This is a genomic window from Streptomyces sp. NPDC031340, assembly GCF_055569945.1.
Map to the genome: position 1 here is coordinate 73,257 of NZ_JBVIIE010000025.1, position 19,363 is coordinate 92,619.

Genomic DNA, 19,363 nt, shown 5'->3' on the forward strand with positions numbered 1-19,363 from the left:
GCATGAAGATCAAGAAGGGCGACCTGGTCCAGGTCATCACCGGCAAGGACAAGGGCAAGCAGGGCAAGGTCATTGCCGCTTACCCGCGCGAGGACCGCGTCCTGGTCGAGGGTGTCAACCGGGTCAAGAAGCACACGAAGGCCGGTCCGACCGCTCGCGGTTCCCAGGCCGGCGGCATCGTCACGACCGAGGCGCCGATCCACGTCTCCAACGTCCAGCTGGTCGTTGAGAAGGACGGCCAGAAGGTCGTCACGCGTGTCGGCTACCGCTTCGACGACGAGGGCAACAAGATCCGCGTTGCCAAGCGGACGGGTGAGGACATCTGATGGCTACCACCACCACTCCGCGTCTGAAGACGAAGTACCGCGAGGAGATCGCGGGCAAGCTGCGTGACGAGTTCAAGTACGAGAACGTCATGCAGATCCCCGGCCTCGTCAAGATCGTGGTCAACATGGGTGTGGGCGACGCCGCCCGCGACTCCAAGCTGATCGAGGGCGCCATCCGCGACCTCACCACGATCACCGGTCAGAAGCCGGCCGTCACCAAGGCCCGCAAGTCCATCGCGCAGTTCAAGCTGCGTGAGGGCCAGCCGATCGGTGCCCACGTCACGCTCCGTGGCGACCGCATGTGGGAGTTCCTGGACCGCACCCTGTCGCTCGCGCTGCCGCGCATCCGCGACTTCCGCGGCCTGTCCCCCAAGCAGTTCGACGGCCGTGGCAACTACACCTTCGGTCTCACGGAGCAGGTCATGTTCCACGAGATCGACCAGGACAAGATCGACCGCGTCCGGGGTATGGACATCACCGTGGTCACCACGGCGACCAACGACGCTGAGGGCCGCGCGCTCCTCCGTCACCTCGGCTTCCCCTTCAAGGAGGCGTGAGCGAGATGGCGAAGAAGGCTCTCATCGCGAAGGCTGCCCGTAAGCCCAAGTTCGGTGTGCGCGGCTACACCCGCTGCCAGCGCTGCGGCCGTCCGCACTCCGTGTACCGCAAGTTCGGCCTCTGCCGCGTGTGCCTTCGTGAGATGGCTCACCGCGGCGAGCTGCCGGGCGTGACCAAGAGCTCCTGGTAATCCCTGTAAATAGGGATTCCTGGACCTCTCGGTAAGCAACCGGGTCGGCAGGGGCCCGGCCTTCTATGCCGTAGGCTAGGAGGGTTGGGCCTCTGCCGCCCTGAACGCCCGCGGACAGTGTCCGCCAACGATTGCTTACTACGCCGTAGGTCCCCGCGCCGCACCCGTCCCGTCCATGTACGGGGAGAGGGATGGCGCATATAGGAAACCCCGGCGAGAAAGGCCACAGGCCAATTCATGACCATGACTGATCCGATCGCAGACATGTTGACTCGTCTGCGGAATGCGAACTCGGCGTACCACGACTCGGTGTCGATGCCGCACTCCAAGATCAAGTCCCACATCGCGGAGATCCTCCAGCAGGAGGGCTTCATCACGGGCTGGAAGGTCGAGGACGCCGAGGTCGGCAAGAACCTCGTCCTCGAGCTGAAGTTCGGCCCCAACCGTGAGCGCTCCATCGCGGGCATCAAGCGGATCTCCAAGCCCGGTCTCCGGGTGTACGCGAAGTCCACCAACCTGCCGAAGGTGCTCGGCGGCCTGGGCGTGGCGATCATCTCCACGTCGCACGGGCTCCTCACCGACAAGCAGGCCGGCAAGAAGGGCGTGGGTGGGGAAGTCCTCGCCTACGTCTGGTAGCGGAAGGGAACGGAGGAAACAGCTATGTCGCGCATCGGCAAGCTCCCCATCGCGGTTCCCGCCGGCGTGGACGTCACCATCGACGGCCGTACGGTCTCGGTCAAGGGCCCCAAGGGCGAACTGACCCACACCGTCGTGGCGCCGATCGAGATCGCCAAGGGCGAGGACGGCACCCTGCAGGTGACCCGCCCCAACGACGAGCGTCAGAGCAAGGCCCTGCACGGCCTCTCCCGCACGCTGGTGGCGAACATGATCACCGGCGTGACCCAGGGTTACGTGAAGAAGCTCGAGATCAGCGGTGTCGGTTACCGCGTGACCGCCAAGGGCTCGAACCTCGAGTTCGCGCTCGGCTACAGCCACCCGATCACGGTCGAGGCGCCCGAGGGCATCACCTTCAAGGTGGAGACCCCGACCCGCTTCCAGGTCGAGGGCATCGACAAGCAGAAGGTCGGCGAGGTTGCGGCCAACATCCGCAAGCTGCGCAAGCCTGACCCGTACAAGGCCAAGGGCGTCAAGTACGAGGGCGAAGTCATCCGCCGCAAGGTCGGAAAGGCGGGTAAGTAAGCCATGGCATACGGGCAGAAGATCCTCAAGGGCGACGCCTACAAGCGCGCCGCGATCAAGCGCCGCCACATCCGGATCCGCAAGAAGGTCTCCGGTACGGCGGAGCGTCCCCGTCTGGTCGTGACCCGCTCCAACCGCCACATCGTGGCGCAGGTGATCGACGACCTGAAGGGCCACACCCTGGCGTCGGCGTCCACCCTGGACGCTTCGATCCGCGGTGGCGAGGGCGACAAGTCCGCGCAGGCCAAGCAGGTCGGCGCCCTGGTCGCCGAGCGTGCCAAGGCCGCCGGTGTCGAGGCCGTCGTGTTCGACCGTGGTGGCAACCAGTACGCCGGGCGCATCGCCGCCCTGGCGGACGCCGCCCGCGAGGCCGGGCTCAAGTTCTGAGCCGCTTGTAGCTAGCGGAAAGAGAGAGGTAATCCAATGGCTGGACCCCAGCGCCGCGGAAGCGGTGCCGGTGGCGGCGAGCGGCGGGACCGGAAGGGCCGTGACGGCGGCGCTGCTGCCGCCGAGAAGACCGCGTACGTTGAGCGCGTCGTCGCGATCAACCGCGTCGCCAAGGTTGTGAAGGGTGGTCGTCGCTTCAGCTTCACCGCGCTGGTCGTGGTGGGCGACGGTGACGGCACCGTGGGTGTCGGTTACGGCAAGGCCAAGGAGGTGCCGGCCGCCATCGCCAAGGGTGTGGAGGAGGCCAAGAAGCACTTCTTCAAGGTCCCCCGGATCCAGGGCACCATCCCGCACCCCATCCAGGGTGAGAAGGCGGCCGGTGTCGTGCTGCTCAAGCCCGCGTCGCCCGGTACCGGTGTTATCGCCGGTGGCCCGGTGCGTGCCGTGCTCGAGTGCGCCGGTATCCACGACGTGCTGTCGAAGTCGCTCGGCTCCGACAACGCGATCAACATCGTGCACGCGACCGTGGAGGCCCTGAAGGGCCTGCAGCGGCCCGAGGAGATCGCGGCCCGCCGTGGTCTGCCCCTCGAGGACGTCGCTCCCGCGGCTCTGCTGCGTGCGCGTGCCGGGGCGGGTGCGTAATCATGGCGCAGCTCAAGATCACGCAGGTCAAGTCCTACATCGGCAGCAAGCAGAACCACCGTGACACCCTGCGCTCCCTTGGTCTCAAGGGCATCAACACGCAGGTCGTCAAGGAGGACCGCCCCGAGTTCCGCGGCATGGTGCACACCGTCCGCCACCTCGTGACGGTCGAGGAGGTCGACTGATCATGGCGGAGCAGAACCCGCTCAAGATCCACAACCTCCGTCCCGCCCCGGGCGCCAAGACCGCCAAGACCCGTGTCGGTCGTGGTGAGGCGTCGAAGGGTAAGACGGCCGGTCGTGGTACCAAGGGCACGAAGGCCCGTTACCAGGTTCCGGAGCGCTTCGAGGGCGGCCAGATGCCGCTGCACATGCGCCTCCCGAAGCTGAAGGGCTTCAAGAACCCGTTCAAGACCGAGTACCAGGTCGTCAACCTCGACAAGCTGGCCGCGCTCTACCCCGAGGGTGGCGAGGTCACGGTCGAGTCCCTGGTGGCCAAGGGCGCCGTTCGCAAGAACAGCCTCGTCAAGGTCCTCGGCCAGGGTGAGATCTCGGTGGCGCTGCAGGTGACGGTGGACGCCGTCTCCGGCTCCGCCAAGGAGAAGATCACCGCTGCCGGCGGCACCGTCACCGAGCTCGTCTGAGTCCGTTCGGACGTCTCGATGACGTAAGCAAGTCCCGACCGGGGGTACCTCACAATGAGGTATCCCCGGTTGGTCGTTCCAAGGGGGGCAGTGTCGCCGGTAAGGTGGCCTGCACTGTTCACTTCCTTATTCGTCGAACCTCAAGACCGTCACCCTTGACGCTGTTGCGCGGGGGTCGCAGGAGGCACCGTGCTCACCGCGTTCGCCCGGGCGTTCAAGACGCCCGACCTGCGCAAGAAGCTGCTCTTCACGCTCGGCATCATCGTGGTCTACCGGGTCGGTACCCACATCCCGATCCCCGGCGTCAACTACACGGCCGTCCAGCAGTGCGTGGACGAGGCCTCCGGCAACCAGGGCCTCTTCGGCCTGGTCAACATGTTCAGCGGCGGCGCGCTGCTGCAGATCACGGTCTTCGCGCTGGGCATCATGCCGTACATCACGGCGAGCATCATCCTGCAGCTGCTGACCGTGGTGATCCCGCGTCTGGAGGCCCTCAAGAAGGAGGGTCAGGCCGGCACGGCGAAGATCACCCAGTACACCCGTTACCTGACGGTGGCGCTGGCCATCCTGCAGGGCACCGGCCTGGTGGCCACCGCCCGCAGCGGCGCCCTCTTCAGCGGCTGCACCGTCGCGTCGAGCATCGTCCCCGACCAGGCGATCTTCACCACCATCACCATGGTGATCTGCATGACCGCCGGTACGGCCGTCGTCATGTGGCTCGGTGAGCTGATCACCGACCGCGGCATCGGCAACGGCATGTCGATCCTGATGTTCATCTCGATCGCCGCCACCTTCCCCTCGGCCCTGTGGGCCATCAAGAAGACGGGCACCCTGGCGGGCGGCTGGATCGAGTTCGGCACCGTCATCCTCGTCGGCCTGGTCATGGTCGGTCTGGTCGTCTTCGTCGAGCAGGCCCAGCGCCGGATCCCGGTGCAGTACGCCAAGCGCATGATCGGCCGCCGTTCCTACGGCGGGACGTCGACCTACATTCCGCTGAAGGTCAACCAGGCGGGTGTGATCCCTGTCATCTTCGCGTCGTCGCTGCTTTACATTCCGGCGCTGGTCGCCCAGTTCTCCGGCGGCACGTCGGGCTGGAAGACCTGGGTCGAGCAGAACCTGACCAAGGGCGATCACCCGATTTACATCACTTCGTACTTCTTGCTCATCGTTTTCTTCGCGTTCTTCTATGTGGCGATCTCGTTCAACCCCGAAGAAGTCGCCGACAACATGAAGAAGTATGGTGGTTTCATCCCGGGCATCCGGGCTGGCCGACCGACCGCTGAGTATCTGAGCTACGTACTCAACCGGATCACCTGGCCGGGTTCGCTGTACTTGGGTCTGATCGCTCTCGTGCCGACGATGGCGTTGGTTGGGTTTGGGGCGAACCAGAACTTCCCCTTCGGCGGGACCAGCATCCTGATCATCGTGGGTGTGGGTCTCGAGACGGTGAAGCAGATCGAGAGCCAGCTCCAGCAGCGCAATTACGAAGGGTTCCTCCGCTGATGCGAATCGTCCTCGTCGGGCCGCCGGGTGCCGGAAAGGGCACGCAGGCCACGCGCCTCGCCGCGAAGCTGCGCGTCCCGCACATCTCCACGGGCGACCTGTTCCGGGCCAACATCAGCCAGCAGACCGAGCTGGGCAAGCTCGCCAAGTCCTACATGGACGCCGGCAACCTCGTTCCCGACGAGGTCACGATCGCGATGGCAAAGGACCGGATGGAGCAGCCGGACGCCGAGGGCGGCTTCCTGCTCGACGGTTTCCCGCGCAACGTCTCGCAGGCCGAGGCGCTCGACGAGCTGCTGACCACCGAAGCCATCAAGCTGGACGCGGTTCTCGACCTGGAAGTCTCCGAGGAAGAGGTCGTCAAGCGGATCGCCGGCCGGCGCATCTGCCGCAACGACTCCTCCCACGTCTTCCACGTGACGTACAGCAAGCCGAAGCAGGAAGGCGTCTGCGACGTCTGCGGCGGCGAGCTGTACCAGCGTGACGACGACTCCGAGGGGACGGTCCGCAAGCGGCTCGAGGTCTACCACACGCAGACCGAGCCGATCATCGACTACTACAAGGCCCAGGGACTGGTCGTCACGATCTCGTCCCTCGGCCCGGTCGAGGAGATCACGCAGCGCGCCCTGGAGGCGCTCAAGCGCGAGGACGACGGCAAGTAGTCGTCGGTCCGGTACGGCCGTGGCACCCGGATGGGCGTCACGGCCGTACTGTTGTGCAGTAACCGGATGACGCGAGTGACGGAGAGCGCAGGGCCCCATGGTGCAGATCAAGACCGCCGAGCAGATCGCCAAGATGCGTGAGGCGGGGCTGGTCGTCGCCGCCATCCACGCGGCCACCCGCGAGGCCGCCGTACCCGGGGCCACCACCAGGGACCTGGACCTGGTGGCGCGCAAGGTGCTCGCCGAGCACAACGCCAAGCCGAACTTCCTCGGCTACGGCGGCTTCCCGGCGACGATCTGCACCTCGGTCAACGAGGTCGTCGTCCACGGCATCCCGTCCGACGAGGTCGTCCTCAAGGACGGCGACATCATCTCCATCGACTGCGGCGCCATCGTCGACGGCTGGCACGGCGACGCCGCGTACACGGCCTTCGTGGGCTCCGGTCACGCCCCGGAGCTGATCGAGCTCTCCCGGGTGACGGAGGAGTCGATGTGGGCCGGCATCGCCGCGATGAAGCTCGGCAACCGGCTCGTCGACATCTCCCGCGCCGTCGAGACGTACATCCGCCGTCAGCCCAAGCCCGGCGGCGGCCGCTACGGCATCATCGAGGACTACGGCGGCCACGGCATCGGCACCGAGATGCACATGGACCCGCACCTGCTGAACTACGTCGACCGGCGCCGCGGCAAGGGCCCCAAGCTGGTGCCCGGCCTCTGCCTCGCCATCGAGCCGATGGTCTCCCTGGGCACCCCGAAGACGCAGGTCCTGGACGACGACTGGACGGTCATCACCACGGACGGCACCTGGTCCTCCCACTGGGAGCACTCGGTGGCCCTGACGGAGCAGGGCCCGCTGGTCCTGACGGCCCCGGACGGCGGCCGGGCCAAGCTCGCGGAGCACGGCGTCACGGCCGCTCCGGACCCGCTCGCTTAATGATCTTCGTCCGGGGCAGACTTCCTCGATTCGTCTTTCCGGGTGCGCTGACGTAGACTGACTCGTCGGCTCTCGTGCACCCGCATGTCCGCATGCGCCCGTAAGGGACGCGAGGGAGTCGATCAAGGTAGTCGATTCGAAGGGCGAAGCGTGGCCAAGAAGCAAGGTGCCATCGAGATCGAGGGCACTGTCGTCGAGTCTCTTCCGAACGCCATGTTCAAGGTCGAGCTCCAGAACGGCCACCAGGTCCTGGCACACATCAGCGGCAAGATGCGTATGCACTACATCCGCATCCTCCCTGACGACCGGGTCGTGGTGGAGCTGTCTCCGTACGACCTGACGCGTGGCCGGATCGTCTACCGGTACAAGTAGATCTTGCCCGCACTCCGCCTCGGCGGGGTGGTGGCACTGACCCGGAGAACCTCAATCCCATGAAGGTCAAGCCGAGCGTCAAGAAGATCTGCGACAAGTGCAGGGTGATCCGCCGTCACGGTCGGGTCATGGTCATCTGCGAGAACCCGCGCCACAAGCAGCGCCAGGGCTGACGCACGATCGACCGATCCCTCTGCATCGACATCGCAGGGATTCGCGCGACGCGAGCTGAATTGTTCATACGCAGGACCCGGGCGAGCGATCGCCCGACACCCCCGGTTCGGAGGCCGGGGACCCGGTTCGTACCTGATACGGCGGCCGGGAGACGGTGCTGCGGAAGACCTCCGAAGATCAACTGGAGCCATTGAATGGCACGCGTTTCCGGTGTTGACATCCCGCGCGAAAAGCGCGTGGAGGTCGCCCTGACCTACGTGTTCGGCATCGGCCGGACGCTCTCCCAGCAGACGCTGGCCGAGACCGGCATCGACCCGAACACCCGCGTTCGCGACCTCTCCGAGGAGCAGCTCGTCGCGATTCGTGAGTACGTCGACAACAACATCAAGACCGAGGGTGACCTCCGTCGCGAGATCCAGGCCGACATCCGCCGCAAGGTCGAGATCGGCTGCTACCAGGGTCTCCGTCACCGTCGTGGTCTGCCCGTCCGCGGTCAGCGCACCAGCACGAACGCCCGTACCCGCAAGGGCCCGCGTCGCGCCATCGCCGGCAAGAAGAAGCCGGGCAAGAAGTAGTCCTCAGCGGACGCCTGTCCACGGTCTTCGCTGCAGGACCGACCACCTCCCCCGTAGGAGTAATAGATGCCCCCCAAGGGTCGTCAGGGCGCTGCCAAGAAGGTGCGCCGCAAGGAAAAGAAGAACGTCGCTCACGGCCACGCGCACATCAAGAGCACGTTCAACAACACGATCGTCTCCATCACGGACCCGTCGGGCAACGTGATCTCCTGGGCCTCCGCCGGCCACGTCGGCTTCAAGGGCTCCCGGAAGTCCACGCCGTTCGCCGCGCAGATGGCCGCCGAGTCGGCTGCCCGCCGCGCTCAGGAGCACGGCATGCGCAAGGTCGACGTGTTCGTCAAGGGCCCGGGCTCCGGTCGTGAGACCGCGATCCGCTCCCTGCAGGCGACGGGTCTCGAGGTCGGCTCCATCCAGGACGTCACCCCGACCCCGCACAACGGCTGCCGTCCGCCGAAGCGCCGCCGCGTCTGACGCTGCGGCGCGGCGGGCGGGCCTGCTGCTGGGGGTGCGGGGGTCGTCCCCCGCATTGTCGCAGCACGGCTGCCGTCCGCCGAAGCGCCGCCGCGTCTGACGCTCGCCGCTTCACGGCTTCGGGACCGGGCGGTACGGCACTGTGAAAGCGCCGTATCGCCCGTACCCTTGCAGTACCCGCGTTTTTCACGGGCGCGGTTTCCGTCGGGCGTCAAATAGCGGGCGTCCACGAATGAAGGATCTCCACACATGCTGATCGCTCAGCGTCCCTCGTTGACCGAAGAGGTCGTCGACGAGTTCCGCTCCCGGTTCGTGATCGAGCCGCTGGAGCCGGGCTTCGGCTACACCCTCGGCAACTCCCTCCGCCGGACCCTCCTGTCCTCGATCCCCGGTGCGGCGGTCACGTCGATCCGGATCGACGGCGTGCTGCACGAGTTCACCACCGTGCCGGGCGTCAAGGAGGACGTCACCGACCTGATCCTCAACATCAAGCAGCTGGTCGTCTCCTCGGAGCACGACGAGCCGGTCGTGATGTACCTGCGCAAGCAGGGCCCGGGTCTGGTCACCGCCGCCGACATCGCGCCCCCGGCCGGTGTCGAGGTGCACAACCCCGACCTGGTCCTCGCCACGCTCAACGGCAAGGGCAAGCTGGAGATGGAGCTGACGGTCGAGCGCGGCCGCGGTTACGTCTCCGCCGTGCAGAACAAGCAGGTGGGCCAGGAGATCGGCCGTATCCCGGTCGACTCCATCTACAGCCCCGTGCTGAAGGTCACGTACAAGGTCGAGGCCACGCGTGTCGAGCAGCGCACCGACTTCGACAAGCTGATCGTCGACGTCGAGACCAAGCAGGCCATGCGTCCGCGTGACGCCATGGCGTCGGCCGGCAAGACCCTGGTCGAGCTGTTCGGTCTGGCCCGCGAGCTCAACATCGACGCCGAGGGCATCGACATGGGCCCGTCCCCGACGGACGCCGCCCTGGCCGCCGACCTCGCGCTGCCGATCGAGGAGCTGGAGCTCACGGTCCGCTCCTACAACTGCCTCAAGCGCGAGGGCATCCACTCCGTGGGTGAGCTCGTCGCCCGTTCCGAGGCCGACCTGCTGGACATCCGCAACTTCGGTGCGAAGTCCATCGACGAGGTCAAGGCGAAGCTGGCCGGCATGGGCCTGGCCCTGAAGGACAGCCCGCCCGGATTCGACCCCACCGCCGCGGCGGACGCGTTCGGCGCGGACGACGACGCGGACGCCGGGTTCGTCGAGACCGAGCAGTACTGATCGCCTCCGGCGGGGCGGCCGTCTCAGGGCGCTGCCTCGCCGGGTCGGTCTTCGGCTGCGGACCCGCCGTGGCTGGTCGCGCAGTTCCCCGCGCCCCTTCGGGCGCGGGGTCTCCGACGGGCAAACCCGCCCGCTCGGATACTGACTCCGGTACCTGATACGGCCGGGGCAGACACACAGGAGAGACAACATGCCGAAGCCCACCAAGGGTGCCCGTCTGGGCGGCAGCGCCGCGCACGAGAAGCTGCTCCTCGCGAACCTCGCGAAGGCGCTCTTCGAGCACGGCCGCATCACCACCACCGAGGCGAAGGCGCGCCGGCTGCGCCCGTACGCCGAGCGTCTGGTCACCAAGGCGAAGAAGGGCGACCTTCACAACCGCCGCCAGGTGCTCCAGGTCATCACGGACAAGAGCGTCGTCCACACGCTCTTCACCGAGATCGGCCCGCGCTACGAGAACCGTCCCGGTGGCTACACCCGCATCACCAAGATCGGTAACCGCCGTGGCGACAACGCGCCCATGGCCGTCATCGAGCTGGTCGAGGCGCTGACGGTCGCGCAGCAGGCGACCGGTGAGGCCGAGGCCGCCACCAAGCGCGCGGTCAAGGAGGCCGAGGAGGCCAAGGCGGAGGAGACCAAGGCCGACGAGGCCCCGGTCGAGGACGCCAAGCCGGCCGACGAGGCCGCCGAGCCCGCCGCGGATGCGGCTGACGAAAGCGCCAAGGACGCCTGAGGCTCTGCCTGACGCAAGCGGGTCCGCCCCCTCGGGGCGGGCCCGCTTCCGTGTTCCTGAGAGGATCCAGGGGTGAGTGACGAAGTACAGCCCGGTTACGTCCGTGTCCGCCTCGACCTGTCCTACGACGGCACCGACTTCTCCGGCTGGGCCAGGCAGGCCGGCGGCCGGCGGACCGTGCAGGGGGAGATCGAGGACGCGCTGCGGACGGTCACGCGGTCCGGGGAGACGTACGAACTGACGGTGGCGGGGCGCACCGACGCCGGGGTGCACGCCCGGGGTCAGGTGGCGCACGTGGATCTGCCGCACGAGGTCTGGGGCGAGCACCACGACAAGCTCCTCAAGCGGCTCGCGGGCCGCCTGCCCAGGGACGTGCGGGTGTGGGCCCTCAGGGAGGCGCCCAGCGGCTTCAACGCCCGCTTCTCGGCCGTCTGGCGCCGCTACGCCTACCGGGTCACCGACAACCCGGGCGGCGTCGACCCGCTGCTGCGGGGCCACGTCCTGTGGCACGACTGGCCGCTGGACGTCGACGCCATGAACGAGGCGGCCCGGGCGCTGCTCGGCGAGCACGACTTCGCCGCCTACTGCAAGAAGCGGGAGGGCGCGACCACCATCCGCACCCTCCAGGAGCTCAGCCTCGCGCGCGGCGACGACGGGATCATCACCGCGACCGTCCGCGCCGACGCCTTCTGCCACAACATGGTGCGCTCGCTGATCGGGGCGCTGCTGTTCGTGGGCGACGGCCACCGCGGGACGGACTGGCCCGGGAAGGTGCTGGCGGCCGGCGTCCGGGACTCGGCCGTGCACGTCGTACGGCCGCACGGGCTGACCCTGGAGGAGGTCGGCTACCCGGCCGACGAGCTGCTGGCCGCGCGCAGCAGGGAGGCCCGCAACAAGCGGTCGCTGCCCGGGGCCGGGTGCTGCTGACGCCCGGCCCGGCTACTGGTTCGCCGCCGCCGACGCCTGGGCCTCGCCGCGGCGGTGGATCTGGCGGAAGGTGAACTGGGCCAGGTCGTCGCCGGTGGAGAAGACCGCGGTGTCCTTGGTCGTGACGTCCTTGCCGCTGGTGAAGCCGGTGATGGTGAAGTAGGCGTAGCGGCCGTAGGAGTTGGTCGTGGAGCGGCAGACGGCGCCGTTGCAGAAGGCCTTGACGCCCTTGCCGGACAGGGACCTGACGATGCTCGACTTGTCCGCCTGGCCCTTGGCCCGGGTCGCCGCGGCCTCGGTGTCGAAGACGGCCACGCCGACCGTCACGGCGACGTCGTCCTTGACGTAGGTGACCCGCATCAGACGGGTGCACTTGTTGGCGGTGAGCACCTTCGGGAGGGTGCCCTGGGCGGCCGTGGCGCAGCTCGTGGTGTCCGCGGTCGGGCCCTTCTTGTACACGGTCGAGCCCATGGTCAGCTGCGTGCCGGGGAAGAGCGCCTGGACGTCGAGCGGGGCGGTGTCCTTGGTCTTGCTGGAGACGAACTCCTTCGGGTCCAGCGGGGGCGGGGCGCTGGTCGGCTCGAAGGACGGGACCGCCGTGCTGCTGGGTATGTCCGCCGTCGAGGGAAGCCCGGTCGTCCGGTTCGTGGCGTCGCTGTCGCCGTTCGCGGACACCACGGCCATCGCGACGGCGGTGCCTATCGCGATGGTGGCGACGGCGCCGCCGCCGATGAACAGCAGCCGACGCCGCTTGTTGCGCGTCTCGGACGCCTCGGCGAGCGCGGCCCAGTCCGGAGTGTCGCCGCTGTCGCCGCTGTTCCACGGCTGCTGGGAATGCGGTTTCCAGGGATCCCACTGGGACGGGGGTCCCCCCTGCTGCCCGAAGCTCATGGGGCGCATCTTAGACGGGGGTTGGCGCGCCCCGTGGTGGCCGCGGCGCCTCCCGCGGGGACCTTTCCGGCACGGCGGCACATCTCGGCCGTCCGTGTCGCGGAGAGCTCGTTTTGACCCGTACCTGCGACCCCGGTATCCTGCATCTTCGTTGTGTATTGGCTCGCTCGTTCTCACGCGAGAGGCCCATACCTAGGTTCCCTGGAGCAGTTACCAGTGGGCGGCATACGGGCAGCGTCCCCGGCATTGTCGTCCCCAGCTGCACGATCGCTTCAGTGATGCCACGTGTCAGCACCCATCCACTGAAGAAAAAGGCTGCGAAGTGCGTACATACAGCCCCAAGCCCGGCGATGTGACTCGCCAGTGGCACGTCATCGACGCTCGGGACGTCGTCCTGGGCCGTCTGGCCACGACCGCCGCGTCTCTTCTCCGCGGCAAGCACAAGCCGATCTACGCGCCGCACGTCGACACCGGTGACTTCGTCATCATCATCAACGCCGACAAGGTGCACCTCTCCGGCAACAAGCGGACCCAGAAGATGGCGTACCGCCACTCCGGCTACCCGGGTGGTCTGCGCTCCGTCCGTTATGACGAGCTGCTGGACAAGAACCCCGAGAAGGCCATCGAGAAGGCCGTCAAGGGCATGCTCCCCAAGAACACCCTGGGCCGTCAGATGCTCACGAAGCTGAAGGTCTACGCGGGCGAGAACCACCCTCACGCTGCCCAGCAGCCGGTTCCGTTCGAGATCACCCAGGTCGCGCAGTAAGTCCGGCCACCCCCTAAGACTGAAGAGAATCTGAGGAGCATCGTGGCCGAGACCACTGCCGAGCAGCCGCTCGAAGAGCTTGACATCGACAGCTACACCACCGAGTCCGAGGTTCCGGTGGAGGGTGAGTACACCTCCGAGTCCCTCGCCTCGCGCTTCGGTGAGCCCCAGCCGGCCGCCGGCCTGGGCCGCCGCAAGAACGCCATCGCCCGCGTCCGGATCGTTCCGGGCTCCGGCAAGTGGAAGATCAACGGTCGCACCCTCGAGGACTACTTCCCGAACAAGGTGCACCAGCAGGAAGTCAACGAGCCGTTCAAGGTCCTCGAGCTCGAGGGCCGCTACGACGTCATCGCCCGCATCGCCGGTGGCGGTGTCTCCGGCCAGGCCGGTGCGCTCCGTCTCGGTGTCGCCCGCGCGCTGAACGAGGCCGACGTCGACAACAACCGCGGCCCGCTGAAGAAGGCCGGGTTCCTGCGCCGCGACGACCGTGCGGTCGAGCGCAAGAAGGCCGGTCTGAAGAAGGCCCGCAAGGCCCCGCAGTACAGCAAGCGCTAAACGCGGCTGCTTCGCAGCTGCCTGCTCGTACGAACGCCCCGGCGGCACGCCACTGTGCTGTCGGGGCGTTCGTTTATCGCCATCGGGGGCGTATAACGGCACAAGATGCTCAATGGCTTGTGTGATCGGATGCTTGTCATCCATCGTCAGGCGCTTCCGAAACTGACGCTTCTCAGGAGGACAAGTGGGACGACTCTTCGGCACGGACGGCGTGCGCGGCGTCGCCAACGCGGACCTGACGGCGGAGATGGCGCTCGGCCTCTCCGTGGCCGCGGCGCACGTACTGGCCGAGGCGGGCACCTTCGAGGGCCACCGCGCGACGGCGGTCGTCGGACGGGACCCGCGCGCGTCCGGGGAGTTCCTGGAGGCGGCCGTGGTCGCGGGCCTGGCGAGCGCGGGCGTGGACGTGCTGCGGGTCGGCGTGCTGCCGACGCCGGCGGTCGCGTACCTGACCGGCGCGCTCGGCGCCGACCTCGGCGTGATGCTCTCCGCCAGCCACAACGCCATGCCCGACAACGGCGTCAAGTTCTTCGCGCGCGGCGGCCACAAGCTCGCCGACGACCTGGAGGACCGCATCGAGGCGGTGTACGACTCGCACCGGCACGGTGAGCCCTGGGAGCGGCCCACCGGCGCGGGCGTCGGACGGGTGCGGGACTACGAGGAGGGCTTCGACAAGTACGTCGCCCACCTGATCGCCGTACTGCCCAACCGCCTCGACGGGCTGAAGATCGTCCTCGACGAGGCGCACGGCGCCGCCGCCCGGGTCTCGCCCGAGGCGTTCTCGCGGGCCGGCGCCGAGGTGATCACGATCGGCGCCGAGCCGGACGGGCTCAACATCAACGACGGCTGCGGCTCCACCCACCTCGACAAGCTGAAGGCCGCCGTCGTCGAGCACGGCGCCGCCCTCGGCATCGCCCACGACGGCGACGCCGACCGCTGCCTCGCCGTCGACCACACCGGCGAGGAGGTGGACGGCGACCAGATCCTGGCCGTGCTCGCGCTGGCGATGCGGGAGCGTTCCGCGCTGCGCTCCGGCACCGTCGTCGCGACGGTCATGTCGAACCTCGGCTTCAAGCTGGCGCTGGAGCGGGAGGGGCTGAACCTCGTCCAGACCGCGGTCGGCGACCGCTACGTGCTGGAGGAGATGAAGCAGCACGGGTACGCGCTCGGCGGCGAGCAGTCCGGGCACGTGATCATCCTGGACCACGCGACGACCGGCGACGGCACGCTGACCGGCCTGATGCTGGCCGCCCGGGTCACCGAGACCGGGCGGTCGCTGAAGGACCTCGCGTCCGTCATGGAGCGGCTGCCGCAGGTGCTGATCAACGTGCCGGACGTGGACAAGTCCCGGGTGAACACGTCGGCGGAGCTGGCGGCCGCCGTCGCCGAGGCCGAGCGGGAGCTGGGCGCCACCGGGCGGGTGCTGCTGCGCTCGTCGGGGACCGAGCCGCTGGTCCGCGTGATGGTCGAGGCCGCGGACATCGAGCAGGCGCGGTCGGTGGCCGGGCGGCTCGCCGACGCGGTGAAGTCGGCGCTGGGCTAGGAACCGCGCACCACGTCCCCGTAGGGGGCGCCCGGGGTCACTGCCCCGGGCGCCTGCTGAGACGTTCGTGCTGCTTTCTCCAGAACCACTTCTGGGACAGCAGCGTCAGCGTGCCGGCCATCACGATGCCCAGCAGGTTCAGCAGCAGCTGCTCCGTGGAGCCCCAGGTCTGCTTCGTGTCGCCGTAGCTCAGCGCGATGGCCGCGTTGGCGGCGGCCGGGACGGTGGTGACCGAGATCGCCACGCCCACCAGGGCGCCGGACTTGGCCGAGGTCAGGGAGAGCGTGCCGGCCGCGCCGGCCAGGACCGCCACGATGAAGCTGAAGGCGTCGGGCGCGTAGACGAACTTCGTCTGGGGGCGGTCGCCCTCCAGCATCCCCTTCGAGAACAGGCCGAGCGCGTCCATGAAGAGGCTGAAGCCCACCGTCGCCGCCATCGCCAGGGCGAAGCCCACCAGCAGCGCGACCGCGGAGCGCAGCGCGAGGCGCGGGGCCCGCTGCACGATCGAGGTGGAGATGCCGGCCAGCGGGCCGAACTCCGGGCCCACCGCCATGGCGCCCACGATCAGGATGGCGTTGTCCAGCACGACACCGCAGGCCGCGATCATCGTCGCGAGGACTATGAAGGACACGTACGTGACGGAGAGCGTCGACTCCTCGTGCGTGGCGTCGGTGAGGTGTTCCCACAGGACCGCGTCGGCGGCCTCGCCGGGGGCCTCCTCCTCGGCCTTCTCGGCGCGCTTGGACAGGGACAGGTCGATGTTCTCGACGGCGATCGAGCCTTCGCGGTCCAGGCCCAGCTCCTGCAGCTCGGACAGGAGCTCGTCGCCGGCCTCGCGGGCGACGTCGCACAGCACCACGTCCCCGGCCGGGTTGCGCGCGGCACCCGGCAGCACGACCAGGTGGGCGGTCCCGACGGTTTTCTCTATGAGGCGGACCACGTCGTCGGTCCTCCCGGACGGCGTGATCAGGCGCACATGCAGCATGGCCGCAGCGTAGCGGTCACAGCTTGCGCAGACGCAGGCGCTGCACCTTGTGGTCCGGGCCCTTGCGCAGGACCAGGGTGGCGCGGCCCCGGGTGGGCGCGATGTTCTCGGTGAGGTTCGGCTTGTTGATGGTGCGCCACAGCATGCGGGCGTAGTCCAGCGCCTCCTCCTCGGACACCTGCGTGTACTTGCGGAAGTAGGAGGACGGGTTCTGGAAGGCGGTCTGCCGCAGCTTCCTGAACCGGCTGAGGTACCAGCGCTCGATGTCGTCGGTGCTCGCGTCGACGTACACGCTGAAGTCGAAGTAGTCGGCGAGACCGACCCGGGTGCGGCCGTCGGTGCCGGGCAGGGCGGGCTGCAGGACGTTGAGTCCCTCGACTATGAGGATGTCGGGGCGGCGGACGGTGTACCTCTCGCCCGGCACGATGTCGTAGATCAGGTGGGAGTAGACGGGCGCCGCCACCTCGGCCTTCCCCGCCTTGACGTCGGCGACGAAGCGGGTGAGCGCGCGGCGGTCGTAGGACTCAGGGAAACCTTTCCGCGACATCAGGCCGCGGGCCTGGAGCTCCCTGGTGGGCAGCAGGAAGCCGTCCGTGGTGACGAGTTCGACGCGCGGGTGCTCGGGCCAGCGCGACAGCAGTGCCTGCAGCAGACGGGCAACCGTCGACTTGCCGACCGCCACCGAACCCGCGACCCCTATGACGAAGGGGGTGCCGGACTGGGATCCCTGCTCGCCGAGGAAGGTGTTCAGGGCGCCCCTGAGGCCGTCCGTGGCGCCGACGTAGAGGTTGAGGAGCCTGGACAGCGGAAGGTAGATGTCCCGCACCTCGTCGAGGTCGATGACATCGCCGAGGCCGCGCAGCTTCTCGACCTCCTCGGCGGTGAGCGGCAGCGGCGTCTTGTCGCGCAGCGCGCTCCACTCGGCTCGGGTGAGGTCGACGTAGGGAGTCGCCTCCGGCCGCTGCCGGTGGGCGCTCCGGGGCATCGAGGGGACCGGAGAGATCACAGTCCATTGTTAACGGAGTTTGAACAACTCGGTGGGTGGGGTCCGTCACGCTCGCACCGCGCCGTGCGCGCTTCCGTACCACCCCGTCAGTGCGCTCGTACGACAGTGGGAATTTCCGATTTCGGGCACGCGACGGCTCTTTTCGCCGGGCGTCGGCCCGTAGGCTGCCGCGCATGTGCGGAATCGTGGGATACGTGGGGGCGCAGTCGGCGCTCGATGTCGTGATGGCCGGACTGCGGCGGCTGGAGTACCGGGGCTACGACTCGGCGGGCGTGGCCGTGACGGTGGACGGCGGGCTCGCCGCCGCGAAGAAGGCCGGCAAGCTGGTCAACCTGGAGAAGGAACTGGCGGACCGGCCCCTGCCGACGGGGTCGACCGGCATCGGGCACACCCGCTGGGCCACGCACGGCGGGCCGACGGACGCGAACGCCCACCCGCACCTGGACAACGCGGGCCGCGTCGCCGTCGTCCACAACGGCATCATCGAGAACTTCGCTTCGCTGCGGGCCGAGTTGGCGGAGCGGGGCCACGAACTGGCCTCCGAGACCGACACCGAGGTCGTCGCGCACCTGCTGGCCGAGGAGTTCTCCTCCTGCGCCGACCTCGCGGAGGCGATGCGGCTGGTGTGCCGGCGGCTGGAGGGCGCGTTCACGCTGGTCGCGGTGCACGCCGACGAGCCGGACGTCGTCGTGGGCGCCCGCCGCAACTCCCCGCTCGTGGTGGGCGTCGGCGAGGGCGAGGCGTTCCTCGCCTCGGACGTCGCCGCGTTCATCGCGCACACCCGGTCGGCGATCGAGCTGGGGCAGGACCAGGTGGTGGAACTGCGCCGGGACGGTGTGACGGTCACCGGCTTCGACGGACGGCCCGCCGACGTGCGCTCGTACCACGTCGACTGGGACGCGTCCGCGGCGGAGAAGGGCGGCTACGACTACTTCATGCTCAAGGAGATCGCCGAGCAGCCGAAGGCAGTCGCCGACACGCTGCTGGGGCGCATCGACGGGTCCGGCGCGCTGACCCTGGACGAGGTCCGGATCACCCCCTCCGAACTGCGCGAGGTGGACAAGGTCGTCATCGTCGCGTGCGGCACGGCCTTCCACGCCGGATTGATCGCCAAGTACGCGATCGAGCACTGGACCCGCATCCCGTGCGAGGTGGAACTGGCCAGCGAGTTCCGCTACCGCGACCCGATCCTGGACGCGCGCTCGCTGGTGATCGCCATCTCCCAGTCCGGCGAGACCATGGACACCCTGATGGCGCTGCGGCACGCCCGCGAGCAGGGCTCCAAGGTGCTGGCGATCTGCAACACCAACGGCTCGACGATCCCGCGCGAGTCGGACGCGGTGCTCTACACGCACGCCGGGCCGGAGGTCGCCGTCGCGTCGACGAAGGCGTTCCTCACCCAGCTCGTGGCGTGCTACCTGGTGGCGCTGTACCTGGGCCAGGTGCGGGGCACCAAGTGGGGCGACGAGATCTCCGCCGTCATCCGGGACCTGTCGCACATCTCCGGTGAGGTGGAGCAGGTGCTGGAGACCATGGAACCGGTGCGGGAGCTGGCCCGGTCCCTGGCGGACAAGGACACCGTGCTGTTCCTGGGGCGGCACGTGGGCTACCCGGTGGCGCTGGAGGGCGCGCTGAAGCTGAAGGAGCTCGCGTACATGCACGCGGAGGGCTTCGCGGCGGGTGAACTGAAGCACGGGCCGATCGCGCTGATCGAGGACGACCTGCCGGTCGTCGTGGTGGTGCCCTCGCCGCGGGGCCGGTCCGTGCTCCACGACAAGATCGTCTCCAACATCCAGGAGATCCGGGCGCGGGGCGCGCGGACGATCGTCATCGCGGAGCAGGACGACGAGGCGGTGGTCCCGTACGCGGACCATCTGATCCGCATCCCCGCCACGCCGACCCTGCTGCAGCCGTTGGTGGCCACGGTGCCGTTGCAGGTCTTCGCCTGCGAACTGGCGACCGCCCGCGGCAACGAGGTGGATCAGCCGCGGAACCTGGCGAAGTCGGTGACGGTGGAGTAGGGCCGGTCCGGGGAGTAGGGCCCGTCCGGC

The 19,363-nt window shown here is 68.4% G+C and carries 26 protein-coding genes; 23 read left to right on the forward strand and 3 right to left on the reverse strand.

Annotation, left to right across the window (positions count from 1 at the left end; genetic code table 11):
- Positions 1 to 2: 2 nt before the first annotated feature.
- The 19 genes from rplX (at position 3) to truA (ending at position 11,566) form a co-directional block, all read left to right on the forward strand.
- Positions 3 to 326 (forward strand): 50S ribosomal protein L24, encoded by a 324-nt coding sequence (gene rplX, locus ACZ5GT_RS20945; protein ID WP_069779212.1) that lies wholly within the window; start codon positions 3 to 5, stop codon positions 324 to 326.
- Entirely contained in the window at positions 326 to 883 is a 558-nt protein-coding gene (gene rplE / locus ACZ5GT_RS20950) for a 50S ribosomal protein L5 (protein WP_007494758.1), read from the forward strand. Before rplX ends, rplE begins: the two co-directional genes overlap by 1 nt.
- A 5-nt stretch (positions 884 to 888) precedes the next feature.
- Positions 889 to 1,074, forward strand: a complete 186-nt coding sequence (locus tag ACZ5GT_RS20955) for a type Z 30S ribosomal protein S14 (protein WP_003948630.1) — start codon at positions 889 to 891, stop codon at positions 1,072 to 1,074.
- A 237-nt stretch (positions 1,075 to 1,311) separates the two neighbouring features.
- Positions 1,312 to 1,710 (forward strand): 30S ribosomal protein S8, encoded by a 399-nt coding sequence (rpsH, locus tag ACZ5GT_RS20960; RefSeq protein WP_014674378.1) that lies wholly within the window; start codon positions 1,312 to 1,314, stop codon positions 1,708 to 1,710.
- Between the two features lie 24 nt (positions 1,711 to 1,734).
- Positions 1,735 to 2,274, forward strand: coding sequence for a 50S ribosomal protein L6 (gene rplF / locus ACZ5GT_RS20965; RefSeq protein WP_324789182.1), 540 nt, complete (start codon positions 1,735 to 1,737; stop codon positions 2,272 to 2,274).
- A 3-nt stretch (positions 2,275 to 2,277) separates the two neighbouring features.
- Complete coding sequence (rplR, locus tag ACZ5GT_RS20970) at positions 2,278 to 2,661, forward strand: 50S ribosomal protein L18 (RefSeq protein ID WP_029380981.1); 384 nt, start codon at positions 2,278 to 2,280, stop codon at positions 2,659 to 2,661.
- A 36-nt stretch (positions 2,662 to 2,697) separates the two neighbouring features.
- Complete coding sequence (gene rpsE / locus ACZ5GT_RS20975) at positions 2,698 to 3,303, forward strand: 30S ribosomal protein S5 (protein ID WP_019753099.1); 606 nt, start codon at positions 2,698 to 2,700, stop codon at positions 3,301 to 3,303.
- A 2-nt stretch (positions 3,304 to 3,305) separates the two neighbouring features.
- A complete protein-coding gene (gene rpmD, locus ACZ5GT_RS20980; RefSeq protein WP_003974250.1) occupies positions 3,306 to 3,488 on the forward strand; it encodes a 50S ribosomal protein L30 in 183 nt (60 codons plus the stop codon).
- Positions 3,489 to 3,490: 2 nt separating this feature from the next.
- Positions 3,491 to 3,946 (forward strand): 50S ribosomal protein L15, encoded by a 456-nt coding sequence (gene rplO / locus ACZ5GT_RS20985; RefSeq protein ID WP_095748086.1) that lies wholly within the window; start codon positions 3,491 to 3,493, stop codon positions 3,944 to 3,946.
- A 189-nt stretch (positions 3,947 to 4,135) separates the two neighbouring features.
- The gene (gene secY / locus ACZ5GT_RS20990; RefSeq protein ID WP_469026722.1) at positions 4,136 to 5,449 is read left to right on the forward strand and encodes a preprotein translocase subunit SecY; all 1,314 of its coding nucleotides are present in this window, start codon (positions 4,136 to 4,138) and stop codon (positions 5,447 to 5,449) included.
- Positions 5,449 to 6,111, forward strand: a complete 663-nt coding sequence (locus ACZ5GT_RS20995; protein ID WP_469026728.1) for an adenylate kinase — start codon at positions 5,449 to 5,451, stop codon at positions 6,109 to 6,111. The genes secY and ACZ5GT_RS20995 overlap by 1 nt, the downstream gene beginning before the upstream one ends.
- Before the next feature lie 97 nt (positions 6,112 to 6,208).
- Entirely contained in the window at positions 6,209 to 7,045 is an 837-nt protein-coding gene (gene map, locus ACZ5GT_RS21000) for a type I methionyl aminopeptidase (protein WP_469026733.1), read from the forward strand.
- A 150-nt stretch (positions 7,046 to 7,195) separates the two neighbouring features.
- Positions 7,196 to 7,417 (forward strand): translation initiation factor IF-1, encoded by a 222-nt coding sequence (gene infA / locus ACZ5GT_RS21005; RefSeq protein ID WP_003948620.1) that lies wholly within the window; start codon positions 7,196 to 7,198, stop codon positions 7,415 to 7,417.
- Positions 7,418 to 7,476: 59 nt separating this feature from the next.
- On the forward strand, positions 7,477 to 7,590 hold the full coding sequence (rpmJ, locus tag ACZ5GT_RS21010; RefSeq protein ID WP_003998809.1) for a 50S ribosomal protein L36: 114 nt from the start codon (positions 7,477 to 7,479) through the stop codon (positions 7,588 to 7,590).
- A 195-nt stretch (positions 7,591 to 7,785) separates the two neighbouring features.
- Positions 7,786 to 8,166, forward strand: a complete 381-nt coding sequence (rpsM, locus tag ACZ5GT_RS21015) for a 30S ribosomal protein S13 (protein WP_020135802.1) — start codon at positions 7,786 to 7,788, stop codon at positions 8,164 to 8,166.
- A 66-nt stretch (positions 8,167 to 8,232) separates the two neighbouring features.
- Positions 8,233 to 8,637 carry a 30S ribosomal protein S11 gene (rpsK, locus tag ACZ5GT_RS21020; protein WP_003956432.1) on the forward strand — a complete coding sequence of 135 codons (405 nt, stop codon included), beginning with the start codon at positions 8,233 to 8,235 and terminating at the stop codon, positions 8,635 to 8,637.
- A 249-nt stretch (positions 8,638 to 8,886) separates the two neighbouring features.
- Positions 8,887 to 9,909 carry a DNA-directed RNA polymerase subunit alpha gene (locus ACZ5GT_RS21025; protein WP_003966937.1) on the forward strand — a complete coding sequence of 341 codons (1,023 nt, stop codon included), beginning with the start codon at positions 8,887 to 8,889 and terminating at the stop codon, positions 9,907 to 9,909.
- A gap of 190 nt (positions 9,910 to 10,099) precedes the next feature.
- Positions 10,100 to 10,639 carry a 50S ribosomal protein L17 gene (gene rplQ, locus ACZ5GT_RS21030; protein ID WP_469026736.1) on the forward strand — a complete coding sequence of 180 codons (540 nt, stop codon included), beginning with the start codon at positions 10,100 to 10,102 and terminating at the stop codon, positions 10,637 to 10,639.
- 72 nt (positions 10,640 to 10,711) lie between these two features.
- On the forward strand, positions 10,712 to 11,566 hold the full coding sequence (truA, locus tag ACZ5GT_RS21035) for a tRNA pseudouridine(38-40) synthase TruA (protein ID WP_469026739.1): 855 nt from the start codon (positions 10,712 to 10,714) through the stop codon (positions 11,564 to 11,566).
- A gap of 12 nt (positions 11,567 to 11,578) precedes the next feature.
- On the opposite strand, the gene ACZ5GT_RS21040 is transcribed toward truA, so the two are convergent.
- A complete protein-coding gene (locus ACZ5GT_RS21040; protein WP_469026742.1) occupies positions 11,579 to 12,457 on the reverse strand; it encodes a hypothetical protein in 879 nt (292 codons plus the stop codon).
- Between the two features lie 322 nt (positions 12,458 to 12,779).
- Here ACZ5GT_RS21040 and rplM point away from each other — a divergent pair, with 322 nt between their 5' ends.
- The 3 genes from rplM to glmM all read left to right on the forward strand — a co-directional run bounded on the left by rplM (position 12,780) and on the right by glmM (position 15,321).
- Positions 12,780 to 13,223, forward strand: a complete 444-nt coding sequence (gene rplM / locus ACZ5GT_RS21045) for a 50S ribosomal protein L13 (RefSeq protein ID WP_324789173.1) — start codon at positions 12,780 to 12,782, stop codon at positions 13,221 to 13,223.
- A gap of 42 nt (positions 13,224 to 13,265) precedes the next feature.
- A complete protein-coding gene (gene rpsI / locus ACZ5GT_RS21050; RefSeq protein ID WP_030173946.1) occupies positions 13,266 to 13,778 on the forward strand; it encodes a 30S ribosomal protein S9 in 513 nt (170 codons plus the stop codon).
- Between the two features lie 184 nt (positions 13,779 to 13,962).
- The gene (gene glmM / locus ACZ5GT_RS21055; protein WP_469026747.1) at positions 13,963 to 15,321 is read left to right on the forward strand and encodes a phosphoglucosamine mutase; all 1,359 of its coding nucleotides are present in this window, start codon (positions 13,963 to 13,965) and stop codon (positions 15,319 to 15,321) included.
- Positions 15,322 to 15,358: 37 nt separating this feature from the next.
- On the opposite strand, the gene ACZ5GT_RS21060 is transcribed toward glmM, so the two are convergent.
- Positions 15,359 to 16,306: a TIGR00341 family protein gene (locus ACZ5GT_RS21060; protein ID WP_469026749.1), complete on the reverse strand. Its 948-nt coding sequence runs from the start codon at positions 16,304 to 16,306 to the stop codon at positions 15,359 to 15,361.
- 16 nt (positions 16,307 to 16,322) lie between these two features.
- A complete protein-coding gene (coaA, locus tag ACZ5GT_RS21065) occupies positions 16,323 to 17,291 on the reverse strand; it encodes a type I pantothenate kinase (RefSeq protein ID WP_469026752.1) in 969 nt (322 codons plus the stop codon).
- Positions 17,292 to 17,485: 194 nt separating this feature from the next.
- On the opposite strand from coaA, the gene glmS reads away from it, so the two are divergent.
- Positions 17,486 to 19,333, forward strand: a complete 1,848-nt coding sequence (gene glmS, locus ACZ5GT_RS21070; RefSeq protein WP_469026755.1) for a glutamine--fructose-6-phosphate transaminase (isomerizing) — start codon at positions 17,486 to 17,488, stop codon at positions 19,331 to 19,333.
- Positions 19,334 to 19,363 lie beyond the last annotated feature (30 nt).

What these genes read in the sequence shown, in the direction of transcription:
- rplX (WP_069779212.1), top strand. Translation starts at nt 3, where the DNA reads ATGAAGATCAAGAAGGGCGACCTGGTCCAGGTCATCACCGGCAAGGAC.
- rplE (WP_007494758.1), top strand. Translation starts at nt 326, where the DNA reads ATGGCTACCACCACCACTCCGCGTCTGAAGACGAAGTACCGCGAGGAG.
- ACZ5GT_RS20955 (WP_003948630.1), top strand. Translation starts at nt 889, where the DNA reads ATGGCGAAGAAGGCTCTCATCGCGAAGGCTGCCCGTAAGCCCAAGTTC.
- rpsH (WP_014674378.1), top strand. Translation starts at nt 1,312, where the DNA reads ATGACCATGACTGATCCGATCGCAGACATGTTGACTCGTCTGCGGAAT.
- rplF (WP_324789182.1), top strand. Translation starts at nt 1,735, where the DNA reads ATGTCGCGCATCGGCAAGCTCCCCATCGCGGTTCCCGCCGGCGTGGAC.
- rplR (WP_029380981.1), top strand. Translation starts at nt 2,278, where the DNA reads ATGGCATACGGGCAGAAGATCCTCAAGGGCGACGCCTACAAGCGCGCC.
- rpsE (WP_019753099.1), top strand. Translation starts at nt 2,698, where the DNA reads ATGGCTGGACCCCAGCGCCGCGGAAGCGGTGCCGGTGGCGGCGAGCGG.
- rpmD (WP_003974250.1), top strand. Translation starts at nt 3,306, where the DNA reads ATGGCGCAGCTCAAGATCACGCAGGTCAAGTCCTACATCGGCAGCAAG.
- rplO (WP_095748086.1), top strand. Translation starts at nt 3,491, where the DNA reads ATGGCGGAGCAGAACCCGCTCAAGATCCACAACCTCCGTCCCGCCCCG.
- ACZ5GT_RS20995 (WP_469026728.1), top strand. Translation starts at nt 5,449, where the DNA reads ATGCGAATCGTCCTCGTCGGGCCGCCGGGTGCCGGAAAGGGCACGCAG.
- map (WP_469026733.1), top strand. Translation starts at nt 6,209, where the DNA reads ATGGTGCAGATCAAGACCGCCGAGCAGATCGCCAAGATGCGTGAGGCG.
- rpmJ (WP_003998809.1), top strand. Translation starts at nt 7,477, where the DNA reads ATGAAGGTCAAGCCGAGCGTCAAGAAGATCTGCGACAAGTGCAGGGTG.
- rpsM (WP_020135802.1), top strand. Translation starts at nt 7,786, where the DNA reads ATGGCACGCGTTTCCGGTGTTGACATCCCGCGCGAAAAGCGCGTGGAG.
- rpsK (WP_003956432.1), top strand. Translation starts at nt 8,233, where the DNA reads ATGCCCCCCAAGGGTCGTCAGGGCGCTGCCAAGAAGGTGCGCCGCAAG.
- ACZ5GT_RS21025 (WP_003966937.1), top strand. Translation starts at nt 8,887, where the DNA reads ATGCTGATCGCTCAGCGTCCCTCGTTGACCGAAGAGGTCGTCGACGAG.
- rplQ (WP_469026736.1), top strand. Translation starts at nt 10,100, where the DNA reads ATGCCGAAGCCCACCAAGGGTGCCCGTCTGGGCGGCAGCGCCGCGCAC.
- ACZ5GT_RS21040 (WP_469026742.1), bottom strand. Translation starts at nt 12,457, where the DNA reads ATGAGCTTCGGGCAGCAGGGGGGACCCCCGTCCCAGTGGGATCCCTGG.
- ACZ5GT_RS21060 (WP_469026749.1), bottom strand. Translation starts at nt 16,306, where the DNA reads ATGCTGCATGTGCGCCTGATCACGCCGTCCGGGAGGACCGACGACGTG.
- coaA (WP_469026752.1), bottom strand. Translation starts at nt 17,291, where the DNA reads ATGCCCCGGAGCGCCCACCGGCAGCGGCCGGAGGCGACTCCCTACGTC.
- glmS (WP_469026755.1), top strand. Translation starts at nt 17,486, where the DNA reads ATGTGCGGAATCGTGGGATACGTGGGGGCGCAGTCGGCGCTCGATGTC.